At 68.9% G+C, this 13,177-nt stretch carries 15 protein-coding genes; 8 read left to right on the forward strand and 7 right to left on the reverse strand.

What is annotated here, in order from left to right:
- The first annotated feature begins 20 nt into the window (after positions 1-20).
- From MUG78_RS09600 to MUG78_RS09610, 3 genes are all read left to right on the forward strand, one after another.
- The gene (locus tag MUG78_RS09600; protein WP_246994259.1) at positions 21-671 is read left to right on the forward strand and encodes an MspA family porin; all 651 of its coding nucleotides are present in this window, start codon (positions 21-23) and stop codon (positions 669-671) included.
- 3 nt (positions 672-674) lie between these two features.
- Positions 675-1,367: an MspA family porin gene (locus MUG78_RS09605; protein WP_246994261.1), complete on the forward strand. Its 693-nt coding sequence runs from the start codon at positions 675-677 to the stop codon at positions 1,365-1,367.
- A gap of 93 nt (positions 1,368-1,460) precedes the next feature.
- Complete coding sequence (locus tag MUG78_RS09610) at positions 1,461-2,561, forward strand: PLP-dependent cysteine synthase family protein (protein WP_246994263.1); 1,101 nt, start codon at positions 1,461-1,463, stop codon at positions 2,559-2,561.
- Here MUG78_RS09610 and MUG78_RS09615 read toward each other — a convergent pair.
- From MUG78_RS09615 to MUG78_RS09625, 3 genes are all read right to left on the reverse strand, one after another.
- A complete protein-coding gene (locus MUG78_RS09615) occupies positions 2,558-3,235 on the reverse strand; it encodes a biliverdin-producing heme oxygenase (RefSeq protein WP_246994265.1) in 678 nt (225 codons plus the stop codon). The genes MUG78_RS09610 and MUG78_RS09615 overlap by 4 nt on opposite strands.
- 128 nt (positions 3,236-3,363) lie before the next feature.
- Positions 3,364-3,906, reverse strand: coding sequence for an MscL family protein (locus MUG78_RS09620; protein ID WP_372493180.1), 543 nt, complete (start codon positions 3,904-3,906; stop codon positions 3,364-3,366).
- A 15-nt stretch (positions 3,907-3,921) separates the two neighbouring features.
- Entirely contained in the window at positions 3,922-4,506 is a 585-nt protein-coding gene (locus MUG78_RS09625) for an SAF domain-containing protein (RefSeq protein ID WP_246994268.1), read from the reverse strand.
- A gap of 79 nt (positions 4,507-4,585) precedes the next feature.
- Between MUG78_RS09625 and nhaA the strand changes: the two genes are divergently transcribed.
- On the forward strand, positions 4,586-5,821 hold the full coding sequence (gene nhaA, locus MUG78_RS09630) for a Na+/H+ antiporter NhaA (protein WP_246994270.1): 1,236 nt from the start codon (positions 4,586-4,588) through the stop codon (positions 5,819-5,821).
- Between the two features lie 24 nt (positions 5,822-5,845).
- Here the strand turns inward: nhaA and MUG78_RS09635 are convergent, their stop codons facing one another.
- Positions 5,846-7,402: an alanine/glycine:cation symporter family protein gene (locus tag MUG78_RS09635; protein WP_246994272.1), complete on the reverse strand. Its 1,557-nt coding sequence runs from the start codon at positions 7,400-7,402 to the stop codon at positions 5,846-5,848.
- Positions 7,403-7,571: 169 nt separating this feature from the next.
- Here MUG78_RS09635 and MUG78_RS09640 point away from each other — a divergent pair, with 169 nt between their 5' ends.
- Entirely contained in the window at positions 7,572-7,841 is a 270-nt protein-coding gene (locus MUG78_RS09640) for an FmdB family zinc ribbon protein (protein WP_246994274.1), read from the forward strand.
- A 21-nt stretch (positions 7,842-7,862) separates the two neighbouring features.
- Here MUG78_RS09640 and MUG78_RS09645 read toward each other — a convergent pair whose 3' ends face one another.
- Complete coding sequence (locus MUG78_RS09645; protein ID WP_246996951.1) at positions 7,863-8,447, reverse strand: 5-formyltetrahydrofolate cyclo-ligase; 585 nt, start codon at positions 8,445-8,447, stop codon at positions 7,863-7,865.
- Between the two features lie 60 nt (positions 8,448-8,507).
- On the opposite strand from MUG78_RS09645, the gene MUG78_RS09650 reads away from it, so the two are divergent.
- From MUG78_RS09650 to MUG78_RS09660, 3 genes are all read left to right on the forward strand, one after another.
- The gene (locus MUG78_RS09650) at positions 8,508-9,401 is read left to right on the forward strand and encodes a UTP--glucose-1-phosphate uridylyltransferase (RefSeq protein WP_246994276.1); all 894 of its coding nucleotides are present in this window, start codon (positions 8,508-8,510) and stop codon (positions 9,399-9,401) included.
- 103 nt (positions 9,402-9,504) lie between these two features.
- Positions 9,505-10,809: a molybdotransferase-like divisome protein Glp gene (gene glp, locus MUG78_RS09655; protein WP_246994278.1), complete on the forward strand. Its 1,305-nt coding sequence runs from the start codon at positions 9,505-9,507 to the stop codon at positions 10,807-10,809.
- A gap of 34 nt (positions 10,810-10,843) precedes the next feature.
- Positions 10,844-11,506 (forward strand): GNAT family N-acetyltransferase, encoded by a 663-nt coding sequence (locus MUG78_RS09660; RefSeq protein WP_246994280.1) that lies wholly within the window; start codon positions 10,844-10,846, stop codon positions 11,504-11,506.
- A 77-nt stretch (positions 11,507-11,583) separates the two neighbouring features.
- On the opposite strand, the gene MUG78_RS09665 is transcribed toward MUG78_RS09660, so the two are convergent.
- The gene (locus MUG78_RS09665) at positions 11,584-12,342 is read right to left on the reverse strand and encodes an ABC transporter permease (protein ID WP_246994282.1); all 759 of its coding nucleotides are present in this window, start codon (positions 12,340-12,342) and stop codon (positions 11,584-11,586) included.
- A complete protein-coding gene (locus tag MUG78_RS09670) occupies positions 12,339-13,055 on the reverse strand; it encodes an ABC transporter ATP-binding protein (RefSeq protein ID WP_246994284.1) in 717 nt (238 codons plus the stop codon). Before MUG78_RS09670 ends, MUG78_RS09665 begins: the two co-directional genes overlap by 4 nt.
- Between the last annotated feature and the right edge of the window lie 122 nt (positions 13,056-13,177).

Consider the following 13,177-nt stretch of genomic DNA (forward strand, 5'->3'; position numbering starts at 1 on the left):
CTCGCGAAAAGGACCCTGACATGAAGAATCTGACCAAGCGCGTCGTGGCCCCCGTCGCCGTGGCCGGCGCCGCGATGATCGCCCTCACCGGCGTCACCGCGGGTGTGGCCGAGGCCAAGAACCTGCCGGGTGCGACCAAGACCCGCAGCTTCGATGAAGGCAGCGTCACCATCCGCCTGTTCGACGAGTCGGCGCGCATCACCCGCGCGGTGACCAACGTCCCCACCTCCCGCGAGGTGCAGGTCTCCGGCAAGGTCGCCGTCACCACCAAGGGCGGCGTCAAGGGCGGCAACATCAACGTCGGCTACCTCGTCGGCTGCCAGCTGAGCTTCGACGCCGGCGGCGGTGTCAGCGGCGGCGGCACCTATACCTTCAACCCTTCCGGCAATGCGTCCCCCTTTGCTCCGTCCGGCGGCGTCACGGGCACGGCCGCTATCGCACCGGGGCAGGCTGTCTACGTGCCGGTCATCAAGGCCTCCATCGGCGGCAATCCCGTCAACAGCTTCGACTTCAACAATGCTCGCGGTGGCGTCGCCTACAGCCAGGAGCGCTTCGGCGTCGACGGCTGCGCCGGCTACGCCGAAGCCATGGCCAAGGTGACCGTCAAGGTCTCCACCGACACCTTCAAGGGCAACATCACCATGTACGGCAAGCCCTTCAGCCTCGGATAGCAGATGATGATTGCGCGCAAACGCACGCTCGGATTGGTCGCTGCTGCGGCGGTGGTCGGCACGCTGGCCACCGGTGTCGTGACGACCGGCACCGCGGAAGCCGCACCGCTTCCGGGCGCCTCGGGCGCCAAGAAGGTCCCCGGCGGCAGCGTCTCGATCCGCCTGTTCGACGAGAGTTTCACGGTGCAGCGACCGGTCGCCCACGTGCCGACCAGTCGCGAGGTGCATGTCTCGGGCAAGGTCCGCGTCACCACCACCGGCTCACTCAAGGGCGGCACGGTGACCACCGGCTACCTGATCGGCTGCCAGCTCGACTTCGGGGCTAGGTCGAACGGCAACATCGGCCTGACCAGCCTCTCCAAGGACCAGTTCTCCACCTCGGTGCCGGGACCGGATGGAACTCCCATACCGATCGACACGCCGCTCAATAAGGGCTCCGGCGTCGGTGGCGGCTTCACGCTGGCCCCGGGTGCGGCGAAGTTCGTCCCGGTGATCAAGGCGTCGATCAGCGGCCAGCCCGTCGAGAGCTTCACCTTCACCGGCCAGCGCGGCGGTGTGGCCTACAGCCAGGAGCGCTTCGGCGTCGACGGCTGCGCGGGCTTCGCCCAGGCGCGAGCACTGGTGAACGTGAAGGTCGCGAACGCCGAGTTCAAGGGCAACATCACCCTCTACGGGCGTCCGTTCAGCATCGGCTGACCCGCCTGTACCAACAAACACTGCAGCCACGTCCGATCGGGCGTGGCTGCAGTGTTCGGTGGGGAATCGGATCGTCGTGGCAGGATCAGCGGTATGGGATCCACCGTCGACCTCAACCGCTACGACGCCGACCACCGCGGGTGGGTGGCCGAGTCGGTCCGCAGGATTCAGGCCGAGGCCAATCGGTCCGCCGACACCAATCTGATCGCGCTTCCGCTGCCCGCCGAGTGGAACATCGACCTGTATCTGAAGGACGAGTCGACGCACCCGACCGGGTCGCTCAAACATCGGCTCGCGCGATCGCTATTCCTGTACGGACTCTGCAACGGTTGGATCCGGCGGGACGCGCCGGTGATCGAGGCCTCCAGCGGGTCGACGGCGGTGTCCGAGGCCTACTTCGCGAAGCTGATCGGCGTCGGATTCATCGCGGTGATGGCCGAGAGCACCAGCCGGCAGAAGATCGACCTCATCGAACGCGAGGGCGGCGACTGCCACCTCGTCGCCGATCCCAGCCGCGTCTACGAGGTGGCTCAGCAGCTCGCTGCCGAGACCGGCGGGCACTACATGGACCAGTTCACCTTCGCGGAACGGGCCACCGACTGGCGGGGCAACAACAACATCGCCGAGTCGATCTTCGCGCAGCTGTCTCTGGAACGCTTCCCCGAGCCGGAGTGGATCGTGGCCACCGCGGGCACCGGCGGGACGTCGGCCACCATGGCGCGCTATCTGGCCTATACGGGACGGCGCACGGGCGTCTGCGTCGCCGATCCGGAGAACTCGGCCTTCTTTCCCGGCTGGCGCGACCGGGATGCGAGCACCCGGACCGACGTCGGCTCGCGGATCGAAGGCATCGGACGCCAGCGCGTGGAACCCAGCTTTCTACCGACCGCGATCGACCGCATGATGGTGGTGCCCGATGCCGCCACGATCGCCGCACTGCGGCAGTTGGAGGCGACGACGGGCCGACGCGTCGGTGGGTCCACCGGCACGGGCCTGTGGGCCGCCTACCGGATCTGCGCGGAGATGCTCCACGAGGGGCGCAGCGGCAGCGTCGTCGCCCTGCTCTGTGACTCGGGGGACCGGTACCTGGACAAGTACTACTCCGACGAGTGGGTCGTCGGCGAGGGCCTGGACCCGGCGCCGTATGCCGCGCAGCTGGCGGACTTCTTCCGCACCGGGGTCCTGGCCGACTAGTTCGCGGGCAGTTCCAGCTTGCCGGCGAGCTCGGCGAACAGGCCCTGGTTCAGCTGGAACGCCTTGCAGACCTCGTCGACCACGTGCAGACGGTCGGTCTCCGACAGCTCGGCGCCGATGGCGTCGAGGTTGGTGCGGTAGTCGTCCTTGTACGGCTTGTTCTTGCCGATCTCGGCGAAGTCGTAGAAGTCCAGGCCCTTGCCGTCGAGGTCGAAGGCCCGGTTCACCAGAGCGCCGACGGCCTGGCCGCCGGACAGGTCGCCGAGGTAGCGGGTGTAGTGGTGGGCCACGTACAGGCCGGGCCACGACGCCGACTCGGTGATCGCGGCGGCGTAGGCGTCGGCGGCGGGCGACTCGATCGACTGGTCCTCACCGGGCGCCCACTGCTCGAGGTCGGCATCGATCGAGGCGAGGCGATCGAGCCCGGCGTCGAAGATCGGCGCGACGATCGGATCGGCGGCGAGGTCGCGGCCCACGCTCTCCAGCGCGGCGTAGACCGGGCGCAGTGTGCGCAGGTAGGCGAGGTAGCCGGCCTTGCTGACCCGACCGCCGAGCAGCGCGTCCATGAACGCGGACTGCTCCGCCTGCTCGTGTTCGTTCGCCGAGCCCTGCTTCATCGCCGCGGACAGCGGCAGGATGACGAGTTCGGAGGGGGCGAGCGAAGCAACGGTCATGGTGTATCTCCTGAAAGCTGATGTGGTGCGGCGTACACCTGTCGGACTAAGGGTACCCTGCCCATCGAAAAAACCGTCGTCCGCACCCCCGGAAGAGGCGCGGACGACGGTTCGTCGAGCAGGTCGGGTCAGCGCGAGTGGCGCGGTCCGTCGGCCGGCGGGAGGTTGTCCCCGGCCGGGGACGGCAGGCCGCCGCCGAGGCTCGCGGCCGGAGCGGCGTCCGACGCGGCCAGCAGGTCGCGGATCTCGGTGAGCAGACCGACCTCGGTCTCCTCGGCCTCTTCGCCGGCGTCGGCGCCGCGACGCAGCGCGGCCAGCTCGTTGAGCTTGTTGTACGGCACGATGATGATGAAGTAGACCACCGCGGCGACGATCACGAAGTTGATTCCGGCGGCGATGACGGCGCCGAAGTCCATCTTGGTCGCGGCGTCGGCGTCGTTCAGTTGGTAGGAGAGGCCACAGACCTGCACGGCGGCGCTCTGGGCCGTCTCCCCGCCGGTGTCCATCGTCTGACCACAGTCCTGGCCGGTCGGAATAGCGGCCAGCAGCGGGGCGATGATCTTGTCGGTGAATGCGGTGACGATCGCGGTGAAGGCGGCGCCGATGATGACGGCGGTGGCCAGCTCGACGACGTTCCCCCGAAGGATGAATTCCTTGAATCCCTTGAGCACGGGACTGAGTGTAACTCAGTGAAACACCAGCGTCAGTGCATTAACGAGGCCTGCTGCGGCGACGCGTCGCGCGGCCGTCTCGGGGACCGCCAGCAGGATCGGCTCGGCCGGAACAGCGACGACGGCCCCCGCGGCCAGTACGTTCGCGTCCTCGTCGACCACATCCACCACGTCACCGGTGCGCAGCAGACCGGTCACCGCCGGGTCGGCCGGACGAACCGACACCAAGCGGGCGCGCGGGTCGCCGGTGAGCGCGGCGGGCAGCCGGGACGAGAGCAACCGGGTGCCGGTGATCGCCTCGCCCTCGGTCACGGCACCGGACACGGTACTGCCGACGGCGGCGGCGGCCTCGTGCAACGTCCCGGGCAACGCGCTGCCGGCGGGCACCTCGGTGAGGGCCACGTCGCCTGCGGTGAGCACCTGCCCGGGGCGGAGGTCGTGCGCGGCGACGACCACGGCGTCGGTGCGTACCTGGCTGCGATCGACGAGCAGCAGGGCAGTGGCGCACAGCAGCAGGGACACGGCGGCGGCGCGTCGCACCGTGACCGCGCGCAAGTGCCGTGACCGGGGACGACGGCGCTGCCACGGCGGTTGTCTCATGTCCGGAACGTACGGCTCCGGAGCTGGCCTGTGCAGTCTCGTTTCCACAGCCGGGGCCTGTCGATGGAAGGATGTCCACATGGCACCGCTCAAATTCACCGGACGTTTCAAGGGCTGGATCGCCCGCGATGTGAGCGGCGGGATCTTGTTGTTCACCGCCGCCGTGGTTGCTCTGATCTGGGCGAACTCGCCGTGGCGCGACAGCTATGCGTCGCTGCTGGCGATCGAGGTGGGGCCGTCGGCGCTGCACCTGAACCTGTCCCTGTCGCAGTGGGCCGCCGACGGGCTGCTCGCGATCTTCTTCTTCGTGGTCGGCATGGAACTCAAGCACGAGTTCGTGGCGGGCAGTCTCCGTAACCCGCGTCGCGCCGGCGTTCCGGTCGCGGCCGCGGTCGGCGGCATGGTGGTGCCCGCGCTCTTCTATCTGGCGATCGTCGCCCCCACCGCCCCCGATGCCACGCACGGCTGGGCGATCCCCGCGGCCACCGACATCGCGTTCGCCCTGGCGGTCCTCGCGGTCTTCGGGCGCGGCCTGCCGATCGCCCTGCGCGTGTTCCTGATGACCCTGGCGGTGGTCGACGACCTGCTCGGCATCATCGTGATCGCGACGGTCTACACCGAGAGCATCGACTTCGGCATGCTCGCCGCGGGCCTGGGCTGCGTCGTCGTCTTCGGTTTCCTGGTCCGGCAGCGGATCTTCTTCTGGTGGCTGCTGCTGCCGATCGCGCTGGTCGCCTGGGCCTTCGTGCACGCCTCGGGTGTGCACGCGACCGTGGCCGGCGTGCTGCTCGGCTTCACCGTGCCGGCGGTGGCACTGCACGGGGAGATCCTGCCGCGCACCATCACCGGCAGCCGAGTGCTGACGCCGTGGTCGTCGGGCATCGCATTGCCGCTGTTCGCGTTCGCCGCGGCCGGTGTGACGGTGGTCGGCGCCGACGACCTGGTGCAGCCGGTCAGCATCGGCATCGTGGTGGCACTGGTGGTCGGCAAGGTGGCCGGCGTGCTCGGCACCACCTGGGTGGTGACCCGCACGACTCCGCTGCGTCTGCCCGACGCGATCGGCGTGCGCGACCTCGTGCCGATCGGCCTGCTGTGCGGCATCGGCTTCACCGTCGCGCTGCTGATCGCCGAGCTGTCGTTCACCGGCGGCGCGGCGGAGAGTCACACGTCCGCGGCCAAGGTCGGCATCCTGTTCGGCTCGCTGCTGGCGGCGGTGCTGGGCGGGGCCCTGCTGCGGTGGGACGCCAAACACCCGCGACACGCGGACATGAACCGCGACGGCATCGTCGACCGCAACATTCAGCTCATCGAGTAGCCGCGGTCCATCGAACTGCGCGGCTCAGCCGAGCGGAACCTTCTGTTCGCGCGACGGAGGTCCGGTGTACGTCTCCCAGAAGGTGGCGCCCTGGATACCGAGCTCTTGCGGGCGGAAGACCGGATCCACTCCGGCCTTGCGCTGCCGTTCGTAGTCGCGCAGGGCCTTCAGCGCCGGACCCTGGATCACGAAGATACCGAGCAGATTCAGCCACGCCATGGTGCCGACGCCGATGTCGCCGAGCGTCCAGGCGTCCTTCGCGGTGGCGATCGCGCCGTAGACCACCGAGGCCAGGATCACGGCCTGCAGCAGGATCTGCAGATTTTCGCCGACCGTGCTGCGCAGCGGGCGGATGTACAGCTTGGCCTTCTCGCCCAGCATGAAGCGCAGATTCACCTCGGCCATGTAGTAGTAGGCGACGATGGTGGTGAAGCAGAAGAAGGCCAGCGAGATCGCGACGAACGACGCCCCGGCCCCGGCCCAGATGGTGTCGAAACCGTGCTGCACGTAGCCCGATCCCACTTCTTCCTGGCCGGGCACATGGATCGGCAGGCCGCCGCCCTCGGCCATCACGCCGCCGGCCTCGGCCTCGTCGTTGAACACCCGGTAGGCGCCGGTCGCCAGGATCAGGAAGCCGGTGGCCGAGCAGACGAAAAGCGTGTCGATGTAGACGGCGAAGGACTGCACCAGGCCCTGCTTGGCGGGGTGGCTCACCTCGGCCGCCGCGGCGGCGTGCGGCCCGGTGCCCTGACCGGCCTCGTTGGAGTAGATGCCGCGCTTGACGCCCCACATGATGGCCGAGCCGATGATCGCGCCGAAGGCGGCGTCGGCGCCGAACGCGCTGGAGAAGACCAGGCGGATCACTTCGGGGACGTCGCCAGCGTTGATCAGCACCACGATGAGGGCCAGCACGATGTACACCGTCGCCATGGCCGGGACCACGATCGACGCGAAGGCGGCGATGCGCTTGACGCCGCCGATGATGACGAAGCCGAGCAGCGCGGCGGTGATGGTGCCCACCACCCACTTCTCCACGCCCCAGGCGTTGTGCATCGAATCGGAGATGGAGTTGGCCTGGATGTTGGGCATCAGGATGCCGCACGCGATCAGCGTGACGAGGGCGAAGATCCACGCGTAGACCTTGAAGAAGCCGCGGCCGCGCGTGTGGGCCAGTGCCTGACGGAAGTAGAAGGCCGGGCCGCCGCGGTATTCGCCGGTCACCGCGTCGCGCGTCTTGTAGATCTGGCCCAGCGTGCACTCGACGAACGACGTCGAGGCCCCGAGGAAGGCCATACCCCACATCCAGAACAGTGCGCCCGGCCCGCCGAACGCGATCGCCGTGGCCACACCCACGATGTTGCCCGCGCCGACGCGGCCGGCCAACGACACCGCCAGCGCCTGGAACGACGAGATGCCTTGTTCGGAGGAACTACCGCGCCAGATCAGCCGCAGCATGTCCTTGAACAGCCGGATCTGCGCGAATCTGGTCCGGACCGAAAAGAAGATCCCGGCCGCGAGGCACAGGTAGACCAGTGCGTTGCTCCAGATGTAACTGTTCAGGGTCGACAGCGTTTCGGTCATTCCGGTCTCCGAAAGTGGGTTCGGCTCGTAGACCGGTGCCCCGGCCAGGGTGCGAGTGTGACACACCACGTTCGACAATGTGCGGATTGCCCTCGGCTTGGCACTCGGAATGGGGGAGTGCCAGCAGCGGTTACACTGGACGACAGTCTTTGATCCCCCGGAGGTTTTCGTGCCCACTTACAGCTATGCGTGCACTGACTGCGACAACAAGTTCGACATTCAGCAGGCCTTCTCCGACGATGCGCTGACTACCTGCCCGCAGTGCGACGGCAAGCTGCGCAAGCTCTTCAACTCCGTCGGCGTGGTGTTCAAGGGCAGCGGCTTCTACCGCACCGACTCGCGCAAGGGTTCGGTCCCGTCGAGTAGTTCGAGCAGCAGCAGTTCGTCGTCGAGCACGTCGTCCTCGTCGTCGAGCAGCAGCAGCACCACTGCGTCCTAACGGGTACGCCGCCGGGCGGGGTCAGTCGACGGGGCGGAAGCCGCCGGACGGCGTGAGGATCCACTGCCCGCGCACGTCGTACCGGTCCTCGGGCAGTTCGCCGTCGACCACCTCGGTGTCGTGCACCACCACCACGATCTGGCCCGGCATGCCCACCAGCGTGCGGTCGTAGTAGCCGGCACCGCGGCCCAGTCGCACGCCGCGCCGGTCCACCGCGACCGCGGGCACCAGAATCAGCTTGGCCTCCACCAGCGTGTCCGGATCCAACCGAAGTCCTTGCGGCTCAAGGAGATTCCAGCGCCCCTCGGTGAGGGTCTGCTCGTCGCGGTAGACGCCCCACTGCAGACGCTGCGGGTCGCCCTCCGGGACGATCGGCAGCAGCACGCGCAGCCCGCGGTCCACCAGGGCGTCGAGCATGGCGGTTCCGCCCGGCTCGCGGCGCGTGGGCACGTACGCGGCGACGGTGTCTCCGGCGGCCACCTCGATCGGCAGGTTGTACATCCACTCGGCGAGATCGCCGATGGCCTGCGACAGCACGAACGGGCTCATCGCATCGCGGGCTGCCAACAGTTCGGTCCGCAGCGCGTTCTTGTCCGACGTCGTCATCTCGGGGAGTCCCTTCACTCGCGTCCGATCCTGCCAGAGGGCGGCAGTAAGCTGACCGACATGTCGCAGTCGAAGATCCCGCGCACCGCAGTGGTGCCCGCCGCCGGTTTGGGCACTCGTTTCCTGCCTGCCACCAAGACGGTGCCGAAGGAACTGTTGCCCGTCGTGGACACCCCGGGCATCGAGTTGGTCGCCGAGGAAGCCAAATCGGCCGGCGCCGAACGGCTGCTGATCATCACCTCGCCCGGCAAGGACGGCGTCGTCGCGCACTTCGTGCAAGACCTGGTGCTGGAGCACACCCTGGCCGCCCGCGGCAAGGAGTCGATGCTCGCCAAGGTGCGCAATGCGCCGTCGCTGCTCGAAGTGGCCTCGGTGATCCAGGACCAGCCGTTGGGGCTGGGGCACGCGGTGGGCTGCGTGGAAACCGCGCTCGGCGACGACGAGGACGCCATCGCGGTCCTGCTGCCCGACGACCTGGTCCTGCCCGGCGGCGTGCTCAGTGCGATGGCTCGGACTCGGGCCGAGTACGGCGGCAGTGTGCTGTGCGCGATCGAGGTGGACGACGAGAAGATCAGCGCCTACGGCGTTTTCGACGTCGAGGACGCCGACCCCGCCACCCCGCACGTCAAGCGGGTCAAGGGCATGGTGGAGAAGCCTGCGGCGGACGAGGCGCCGTCGAACCTGGCCGCGGCCGGCCGATACATCCTGGATCGGAAGATCTTCGATGCGCTGCGCGAGATCACCACCGGCGCCGGCGGCGAACTGCAGCTGACCGACGCGATCGCGCTCCTCATCGAGAAGGGGGAGCCGGTGCACGTCGTGGTGCATCACGGGACCCGGCACGATCTGGGCAACCCCGGCGGCTACCTCAAGGCCGCCGTCGATTTCGCCCTGGACCGCGACGACTACGGGCCGGAACTGCGGGCCTGGCTGCGCGAGCGTCTCGACCAGTAGCGCGGCGAGCCCGCGCGCCTGCAGGACCAGGCGGCGCACGATGGTTAACCTCGATTCGGAGCCCGCTGCGGACGCCGGTTTTCGCCGGCGGTGAGGAGATGACATGCGCTCGGTGCAGGACCAGTTGAGCCTGGTGGCCGCTTCGGTGGTGGCCCCGCGACCGGTCCAGGTGGCCATCTCCGAGGCGCAGGGTCTGCTGTGCGCCGAAGAAGTGATGACCACCGAGCCGTTGCCCGGTTTCGACCAGGTGGCCGTCGACGGCTACGCGGTGCGTGCGGTGGACGTGGCCCTGGCGGGAACGTCCGCGCCCGCGGAGATGGCCGATCTCGAGGCCGGCGGCCTCGACGTGAGCCGCCCCGACGACAGCGACGATCTGGTGGTGACCCTGCCGGTGGTCGGTGAGGTGGCCGCGGGGTCGCGCACCCCGACGCGGCTGCAGCCCGGGCAGGCCGTCCGGGTCGCGACCGGAGCGCCGATGCCCACGCTCGCCGACGCCGTGGTGCCGCTGCGGTGGACCGACGGAGGCATGCAGCGCGTGATGATCGGGCACGGTGTGGAGAGCGGCGAGTACGTGCGGCGCATCGGCGACGACGTGGTGCCCGGCGACGTCGCCGTCCGGGAAGGTGCGGTGATCGGCCCGGCCCAAGTGGGGCTGCTGGCCGCCGTCGGCCGCTCCCGGGTGCTGGTCCATCCGCGGCCGCGCGTCGCGATCATCACGGTGGGCGACGAACTGGTCGACATCGACCGCGATCCCGGCCCGGGCCAGGTGTACGACGTGAACAGCTACGCGCTGGCGGCCGCTGCGCGCGACGCCGGCGCCGACGTGCACCGCGTGGGTGTGGCCGTCCGCGACAAGGACCGGCTGCGCGAAGTGGTCGAGGCGCAGTTGATCCGTTCGGAGATCGTCGTGCTGTGCGGCTCGGTGGGCGGACAGGCCTCGCAGGAGGTGGTCGAGGCGCTGGCGGATCTGGGCGACATGGAGATCGGTCGGATCGCCATGCATCCGGGTTCGGTGCAGGGTTTCGGACTGCTCGGGCGCGATGAGATCCCCACCTTCTGGCTGCCCGCCAACCCGGTCAGTGCGCTGGTGACCTTCGAGGTGATGGTCCGGCCGTTGATCCGGATCGCCCTCGGCAAGCGTCATCCGCGTCGGCGGACGGTTAGCGCTCGTACCATCGGTCCGATCGCCTCGGTGGCCGGCCGGACCGGCTATCTGCGCGGCCAACTGATGCGCGACGAGCGGTCGGGTGAGTACCTGGTGCAGGTGATCGGCGAATCACCGACGGGCACTTCACATCTGCTCGCCGAACTGGCCGACGCGAACTGTTTGATCGTCGTCGACGAGGACGTCGAGGAGTTGGAGACCGGCGATCGCGTCGAGGTCATGTTCTTGGCCCAACGCGGGTGATCGGCGGCTGCTCGGCGACGATTAGGATCGCCCCATGCTGAGATGGCTGGTCGATTCGCCGAGCAACCCGGGATGGCCGGCGACCCTGGGGCCGCTGCGTGTGAAGGCCGGGGTGGTCACGGTGCGCCCGATCCGCATGCGCGACAGCAAAGAGTGGAGTCGGCTGCGGATCAAGAATCAGAACAGCCTGTTGCCGTGGGAACCCACCGGGGTGGGGCCGTGGAATCGGCGGCATGAGCCGTCGGCGTGGCCGCCGTTGCATTCGGTCCTCAAGTCCGAGGCCAAGCGCGGGAACGTGCTGCCCTTCGTGATCGAGGTGGACGGCCGGTACGCCGGACAGTTGACCGTCGGCAACATCCAGCGCGGCGCCGTGCGCAGCGCGTGGATCGGCTACTGGGTCGACGACGACTTCAGCGGGCAGGGGGTGGCCTCGGCCGCGGTCGCGCTCGGGGTGGACCACTCCTTCGGCCCGGTCGGGCTGCACCGCCTCGACGCCACGGTGCAGCCGACCAACGGCGGTTCCCAGGCAGTGCTGCGCAAGGTCGGCTTCCGCGAGGAAGGCCTGCTCAAGCGGTACATGGACGTCAACAATCGCTGGCGCGATCACCTGCTGTTCGCCATCACCGTCGAAGAGGTGGCCGACAGTGCGGTCGACACACTGGTGCGCGCCGGACGGGCGACCAGGGTCGACGCCTGATGATGATGTGTCCGTTCCTGATGTTCCCGGGAGGCGTGGCCTCGGCAGCGAACTGCGACGACCGCGCCTGAGCTGGCTCAGGGGGTGCGACGGCGCAGCGTCACCGCGCCCAATGCCAGCGCGGCCACCGCGAAGGCCGCGAGAATGCCGACGTCGCGCCACAGCAGGCCGGTCGGTGCGGCGTGGTCGCGGATCTCCTGCAGCGCCTGGACCGCGTAGGTCAGCGGCATCACGTCGGACAGGTACTGCATCCAGTCGGGCATCTGGTTGCGCGGTACGAACAGGCCGCACACGAACAGCTGCGGGAACACGATCGCGGGCATGAACTGCACGGCCTGGAACTCGGTCTGCGCGAAGGCGCTGCACAGCAGGCCCAGCGCGACGCCGAGCACGCCGATCAGAATGCACACGCCGATCACGCCGCCCGCGGAACCGGCGATGGTGAGACCGAAGCCGCCGAACGCCAGCCAGCAGGTCAGGGCCGCCTGCACGGCGGCGAACAGCGCGAAGGCCAGCGTGTAGCCGCCCATCAGCGCGCCCTTACTCATCGGCGTCGCGAGCACGCGCTCCAGAGTTCCGGAGCTGCGCTCGCGCAGCATGGCGATGGAGGTGACCAGGAACATCGCGATGAACGGGATGATGCCGAGCATGGCGGTGGCGACCCGATCGAAGTGGGTGGGCTGGCCGGGCACGTCGGGCATCGCCGCGAACATGTAGTAGAGCAGCACCAGCATTACCAGCGGGATCGCCAACAGCATGGCGATGGTGCGCGGGTCGGCGCGCAACTGCTGGAGCACGCGGACGACGGTGGCCGCCGTGGTGCGCAGATGGTTCACGCCGCCCCCTGCTCGGTGATGATCTTCAGGAAGGCCTCGTCGAGGCTCTCCTCGCCGGTGTCGCTGCGCATCTCGGCGGCGGTGGTGGTGGCGACCAGCTTGCCGTCGCGCAGCAGAATCAGGCCGTCGCAATGGTCGGCCTCGTCCATCACGTGGCTGGACACGAGCAGGGTGGTGCCGGCGTCGGCGAGCGCGCGGAAACGTTGCCACAGGTCGGCGCGCAGCACCGGATCCAGACCCACCGTCGGCTCGTCGAGGATCAGGAGATCCGGGCGGCTGACGAGCGCGCCGGCGATGGAGACGCGCCGGAGCTGGCCGCCGGAGAGGTTCTTGGCGCGCTGGTCGGCGACGTCGAGCAGATCGACGGCGGCGAGCGCCTCGTCGACGTTGGCCGTCGAGTTCTGCAGGCGGGCGAAGTAGACGATGTTCTCGCGCACCGAGAGGTCGGTGTAGACCGACGCGGCCTGGGTGACATAGCCGAGGCGGGAGCGGAGCGCCGCCGAGCCTGCGGGCAGACCGAAGACGGTGACCGTGCCCTGCACGTTGCGCTGGGAGCCGATGACGGCGCGCATCAGTGTCGTCTTGCCGCAACCGGACGGCCCGAGGAGGCCGGTGATGGACGCGCGCGGCACCACCGCGTCGACGTCGTCGATCGCCACGTGTTTGCCCCGCTTGACGGTCACGCCGCGGCACTCGACTGCGTTCTCGGTCACGTTCTCACCGTAGCTCATGAGAATTCGCTGGGGCCTGCGGCGCGCCTGAGCGATCGCGGCGGTGCGCGGACCTAGGTTGAAATGTGGTCGAGTGTCGGCAAATCGGAGCAGAAGCGGAGGTC

Origin of the sequence: Gordonia alkaliphila (genome assembly GCF_023017165.1) — a bacterium.
Taxonomy (GTDB): domain Bacteria; phylum Actinomycetota; class Actinomycetes; order Mycobacteriales; family Mycobacteriaceae; genus Gordonia; species Gordonia alkaliphila.